Origin of the sequence: Xanthomonas sp. SHU 166, from assembly GCF_000364685.1 — a bacterium.
GTDB lineage: Bacteria > Pseudomonadota > Gammaproteobacteria > Xanthomonadales > Xanthomonadaceae > Xanthomonas_A > Xanthomonas_A sontii.
Window position 1 is genome coordinate 1 of record NZ_AQOJ01000928.1, and the last position, 5,798, is coordinate 5,798.

Sequence of the window (5,798 nt, forward strand, 5' to 3'; positions counted from 1 at the left end):
GCCGCCTGCGCATCCTCCACCAGGATCACGAACTCGTCGCCGCCGAAACGCGCCAGCAACGCATCGTCGCCGCCCAGTTGCTCCACCGCCAGCTGGATGCGCCGCGCGAACTGCAGCAGCGCCTCGTCGCCGGCCTCGTGGCCCAGGGTGTCGTTGATCCGCTTGAAATCGTCGATGTCGGCGAACAGCAGCGCCAGCCTGCGCTGCGAGGCGCGCGCCGACAGCATGCGATGGTCCAGCGCCTCGCGGAACGCGAGCCGGTTGGTCAGCCCGGTCAACGCATCGGTGTAGGCCATGTGGCGCACGTCGCGGTCGTGCCGGGCGATCGCCTCGCTCATCCGCCCGAACGCGCGCAGCAATTCGCTGACCTCGTCGTGGCGGCCGCTGTCGCGGCGTTCCACCGCATAGTTGCCGGCCTCGATCTGGCGTGCGGTCGCCGCCATCCAGCGCAACGGCGCCACAAGCGTGCGCTGCACGTAGACCGCCACCATCGCCGCGGTCAGGCCCAGGGCGGCCAGCAACAGCAGCAACCAGCCGAGATGGCGCTTGCCCAGTGCGCCCAGGCGCTGGTCCAGGTTCTGCCCGGCCTTGCGCTCGTACTCCTGCGCGCGTGTCCAGGACATGCCTACCCGCACCCCGCCCACGCGCTGGTCGCCGATCATGATCGGCATCGACACGTCGAGGAACTCCGGCGACTCCTGCGCCAGCAGGCCTTTGGCGCGGATCGCGGCGTCGGCCATCGGCCCGCGCATGCGCTGCCCGTAGCCCACCAGGTCCTTGCTGCCGTCGTGGATCAGCCGCCCGTCGGCGTCGTAGACCAGCACGTAGGCCACCGCCACATAGCCCAGCGCCCCACGCACCTGCGTGCCGATCGCATCCAGGTCGGAGTAGTACACCGGGTTGGCCAGCGAATCGGCCAGTTGCCGCGCCAGCGATTCGCCGCGGGTGCGCATGCTGCTGTCGAACAGGCTGTGGATGGCGTTGCCGCTGAGCGTGCGCACCTCGCGCTGCATCGCCGCCTGGCGCTCCAGCAGCAGGGCCAGGATCGCCATCACCAGCAGCGCAGCCACGCCCATGGCCAGCAGGAACCTGGCCTGCAACCCGAAACGCATGGTCTTCATTCCACTTCCAGCCTCACCCGCGCCACGCCGTCGCGCAGGGCATCCAGGCGTTTCTGCGACGCCGGATCGATCGGGTAGAAACCGGAAGTCCCGAAGAACTGGCGCAGCGCCGCGCGCCCCTGCGGATCGTCGGCGGCGTGCAGCAGCACCTCGCGCAGGCGCGTCTCCACGTCCGTGGGCAGATCGCTGCGCACCATCTCCACCGCGCGCGGATACGGTTCGCTGCGGTAGATCACCCGGAAGTCGCGGCGGAACGCCGGGGGAATGCGGCGATCGTCGTCCCAGTCGAGATTGCTGAACGCCCCGGCATCCACCAGGTGCTTGTGCACGAAGGCGGCGATGTTGAGTTCCGAGCGCGCGAACACGTAACCGACGGTTTCCGCCGAGGGCTGGTCCTTGGTCGAGAGCAGGATCTCCGGATGCAGGCCGCGCTCGAACAGCGTCATCATCGGCACCAGGTAGGCGCTGGTGGACAGCGTGCTCTGCAGCGCCAGCGTGCGCCCCCGCAGATCCGACAGGTCGTGCACCGGCGCGTCCTTGCGCACGAAGAATACGGTGTGGTACTGACGCACGCCGTTGCGCTCGGTCAGCAGCAGCGGCTTGGCGCCACCGCGCTGCTCCAGCGCCATCGCGGTGGCAGCGGTCTCGGTGACCCAGTCGACCCGGCCGCGACGCAGGTAACTGCTCATCTGCTGGCTGTCGCGGGCCATCAGGATCTGCCCGGAGGTGATGCCGACCTCGCGCATGCGCGGCACCACGTAGTCCAGCAGCGGCTTGAGTTGCTCGTAATGGGCCTTGGGATTGTCGCTGATGCGCCCCAGCACCAGGACCGAGGGCCGCGCGTACACGGACGCGGGCCAGCAGATCGCCAGCGCCAGCCACACCACGACCACCCGCCAACGCGAACTGGACAAACCACGATCCCCAAGTAGACCTTGCAAAGCCTAGCCGAAAGCGCATGCCGGTGACAGCGTCACAGAATGGCGCCTGCCGCGCATGCAGTCCGCCCTGGGCGCACGCGTCGGCGCGCGCGCCGCGATGGAGGCCTTCGCGCCTTGCCTGGCCTCAGTTTCCGGCCTGCCCGGCGAGTCGCGCCATGCGCTGCGCATCGGACAGCACGCCGCGCAGCAGGCGCACTTCCTGCTCGGTCAGCTCGGTGCGCAGGAACAGCCGGCGCAACTTGCGCATCGCCGAATCCGGGGCGCGGCCCTTGTGGAAGTCGATATCGTCCAGGGTCTCGGCCAACTGCCCGAACAGCCCTTCAACCTGTGCGTGACTGGCCGGTGCCTCGCGAAACCCCGGCGCCGGCGCCGGCGCGGGGGCGGCGCCGCGCAGCTGCGCCAGGCGCAGTTCGTAGGCCAGCACCTGTACCGCCGCGGCCAGATTGAGCGAGCTGAACGCCGGATCGGAAGGAATGTGCACGGCCGCATGGCACAACTGCAGTTCCTCGTTGGTCAGGCCGGTGCGCTCGCGCCCGAACACCAGCGCCACCTCCGCCGGTTCGGCGCTGGTCGCGGTCAGGCGCTGCGCGGCATCGGCCGGCAGCAACTCCTCCAGCGACACGCGGCGGCTGCGCGCGGTGCAGCCCAGCACCAACCGGCAATCGGCCACTGCGTCGGCCAGCGCCGGCAGCACCGGCGCCTGCTGCAACAAATCCTCGGCCCCGGCAGAACGCCGGTAGGCCTCGGTCTCCAGTTCGCATTCCGGCGCCACCAGCACCAGCCGCGACAGCCCCATGGTCTTCATCGCGCGCGCCGCCGCGCCGATGTTGCCGGGGTGCTGGGTCCCGACCAGGACGAAGCGGATACGGAGGGAATCGGTCATGGCGGCACGGCAGGCGAAGCGAACGGGGGCGTAGATGGTAAACTGTGCGGCCGGCCTTCGCGCCGGACTGCTCTTTTCCTCCTCCAGACCCACCTCCGCCTTCTCGGGAGCGCTTGCCATGCAAAAACCCGCCGTCACCGTCATGGTCAAGGCCGCCCGCCTCGCCGGCAACGTGCTGTTGCGCCACATCAACCGCCTGGAAGCACTGAACGTGGTGCAGAAGGACCGCATGGACTACGCCAGCGAAGTCGATGCCGATGCGGAAAAGGTGATCGTCAAGGAGCTGCGCCGCGCCTACCCCGACTACGGCGTGATGGGCGAGGAAAGCGGCGTGCAGGGCGGAGGCCGCTACATGTGGGTGATCGACCCGCTCGACGGCACCAGCAACTACCTGCGCGGCTTCCCGCACTACTGCGTGTCGATCGCCCTGGTCGAGAACGGCGAGCCGGTCGACGCGGTGATCTTCGACCCGCTCCGCAACGAACTGTTCACCGCCAGCCGCGGCAACGGCGCCGTGCTCAACGACCGCCGCATCCGTGTCAGCGAGCGCAAGGAACTCAACGGCGCCATGGTCCACACCGGCTTCGCGCCGCGCGAGCGCAAGCGCACCAGCCCCCAGCTCAAGTGCGTGGATGCGCTGCTGGTGCAGGCCGAGGACATCCGTCGCACCGGTTCGGCGGCACTGGATCTGGCCTATGTGGCCTGCGGCCGCAGCGACGCCTACTTCGAAGCCGGCGTGAAGGCCTGGGACATCGCCGCCGGCGTGCTGCTGGTGCGCGAGGCCGGTGGCCGCGTCACCGATTTCAAGGGCGGCACCCTCGGCCGCATCGACGACCGCGGCCCGCAGCAGTTCCAGGTGGTCGCCGGCAACCTCAAGGTCGGCGACGCGCTGCAGAAGCTGATCGTCAATACCGGCTTCGCCGGGGAGTTCGACGCGAAGTTCTGAGCGAGGCGACCGGCGCCACGCCGGCGCAGCGACACCGCAACAACAGAAAAGCCGCGCACTCGCGCGGCTTTTTTTATGTCCGTCATCCGCCGATCGGACCGGCGCACGACCTCCGCACAGGTCCTTTCGCAGCATCCGCCTGGCCTCGCGCAGACGAGTCGCCATCCAGGAAATCCCGTCGAACGCAGAACGCACGGGCCGTTTTGCCGTCACGTCGCACTCACGCATTGGACGCTGCGCGCTTCACTCCTGCTTGATCGGCGCTTGCGTAGAAAACGGCACACGACGCGCTACGTGCAGGCAAAACGGCATGTGCGATGCGCCCGACGCAACCGGCGAACGCAGCCCTAAAGATCCACAAAACGCGGCCGATATCGATGCGGGTCTTTGCCCGAACTTCCCCGCTGATCCGTGCCTGCATTGCCGTCCCTGCGGCAATGGAGCCGATAGCGCCGCTCTCTCGCATCTTCCGGAGATCTCGCGTGTCCTTCCATCATCTCACCGTCACCAAGCGCCTGGCAATCGGCTTCTGCGGCGTGATCGCCATGTTGTTGCTGGTCGGCATCACCAGCCTGATCGGCTTCCGCAAGTTCACCAGCGCGGCAGCGCTGGACGCGCACACCTACAAGGTCATCACCCTGGGCGACCGCATGCTGGTGAGCCTGCTCAACATCGAGAGCGGCGCGCGCGGCTTCGCCCTGACCCGCGATCCGTCCTACCTGGCGCCACTCGAACTCGGCGAACGCGAGTTCAGCGCACAGTGGCAGGAGTCCAAGCAGCTGACCGCGGACAACGCGGCGCAGCAGGCGCGCCTGCAGACCCTGATGCAGGACTACACGCAGTTCATGACGACCAAGCGCAAGGCGGTGGAACACATGCGCACCACCGTGGCCGACAGCGACGACGCCCAGCTGGACGCGTTCCGGAGCGTCGGCAAGCAGCAGATGGACGGGTTGCGCGACACGATCGGTCAGTACGAGGACGCCGAGCGCGCCCTGCTGCAGGTGCGCAAGGCCGAGAGCGAGGCGCGCGCGCAGTCGGGCGAATGGACCAGCCTCGGCGGCATGCTGATCGGCATCGTCGCCGCCATCCTGCTCGGCCTGCTGGTCCGCAACAGCCTGATGCGCCAGCTCGGCGGCGAGCCCGCCTACGCAGCCGACGTGGTGCGCCGCATCGCCAGCGGCGACCTGTCGCAGGACGTGCGCCTGCGCACCCAGGCGCCGTCGCTGCTCAACGACATGCGGCAGATGCAGGAGGAACTGCGCACGGTGATCCAGGCGCAGACCGAGATGGCCAAGCAGCATGACGCCGGCCGGATCAGCTTCCGCATGGACGAGGCACGCTTCCCGGGCGACTACGGGCGCATGGTCCGCGACACCAATGCCCTGGTGCACAGCCATATCTCGGTCAAGCAGCAGCTGATCGCGCTGATGGGCGAGTATGCCGAAGGCGATCTGAGCCGCGACCTGGAGCAGTTCCCGGGCGAGAAGGCGATCCTGACCGAGACCATGGCCAAGGTGAAGCGCAATCTCGGCGCGATCAACGACGAGATCGACCTGCTGGTGCGCGCCGCCGCGCAGGGCGACTTCTCCCGCCGCGGCAATGATCAGCGTTTCCGTCACGCCTTCCGCGGCATGGTCGCCAACCTCAACACGATGATGACGGGCACCGAGACCAATCTGGCGGCGCTGTCGCAGCTGTTGCGCGCGATCGCCGCCGGCGACCTGACCCAGACCATGCAGGGCGAGTTTCACGGCGTGTTCGCGCGGATGCGCGACGACGCCAACGCCACCGTCGCGCAACTGACCGACATGGTCGGCCGCATCCAGCAGGCCGCGGCCAGCATCGACACCGCCGCCGGCGAGATCGCCAGCGGCAACGACGATCTGTCGCGCCGCACCGAGCAG

5 protein-coding genes are annotated in these 5,798 nt (G+C 68.5%); 2 read left to right on the forward strand and 3 right to left on the reverse strand.

The features are described 5' to 3' along the window. From D180_RS20810 to D180_RS20820, 3 genes are all read right to left on the reverse strand, one after another. A partial coding sequence (locus D180_RS20810) for a diguanylate cyclase (protein WP_017914284.1) occupies nt 1-1,121 on the reverse strand: 1,121 nt, incomplete at its 3' end. After that, a complete protein-coding gene (locus tag D180_RS20815) occupies nt 1,118-2,008 on the reverse strand; it encodes a phosphate/phosphite/phosphonate ABC transporter substrate-binding protein (protein ID WP_043091482.1) in 891 nt (296 codons plus the stop codon). The genes D180_RS20810 and D180_RS20815, both read right to left, overlap by 4 nt. A 178-nt stretch (nt 2,009-2,186) precedes the next feature. Continuing rightward, the gene (locus D180_RS20820; RefSeq protein ID WP_017914286.1) at nt 2,187-2,945 is read right to left on the reverse strand and encodes an RNA methyltransferase; all 759 of its coding nucleotides are present in this window, start codon (nt 2,943-2,945) and stop codon (nt 2,187-2,189) included. Between the two features lie 118 nt (nt 2,946-3,063). On the opposite strand from D180_RS20820, the gene D180_RS20825 reads away from it, so the two are divergent. Continuing rightward, nucleotides 3,064-3,891, forward strand: coding sequence for an inositol monophosphatase family protein (locus D180_RS20825; RefSeq protein WP_026144017.1), 828 nt, complete (start codon nt 3,064-3,066; stop codon nt 3,889-3,891). A gap of 482 nt (nt 3,892-4,373) precedes the next feature. Next, nucleotides 4,374-5,798, forward strand: a 1,425-nt coding sequence (locus D180_RS20830; RefSeq protein WP_017914287.1) for a CHASE3 domain-containing protein, incomplete at its 3' end; no start/stop codon positions are given.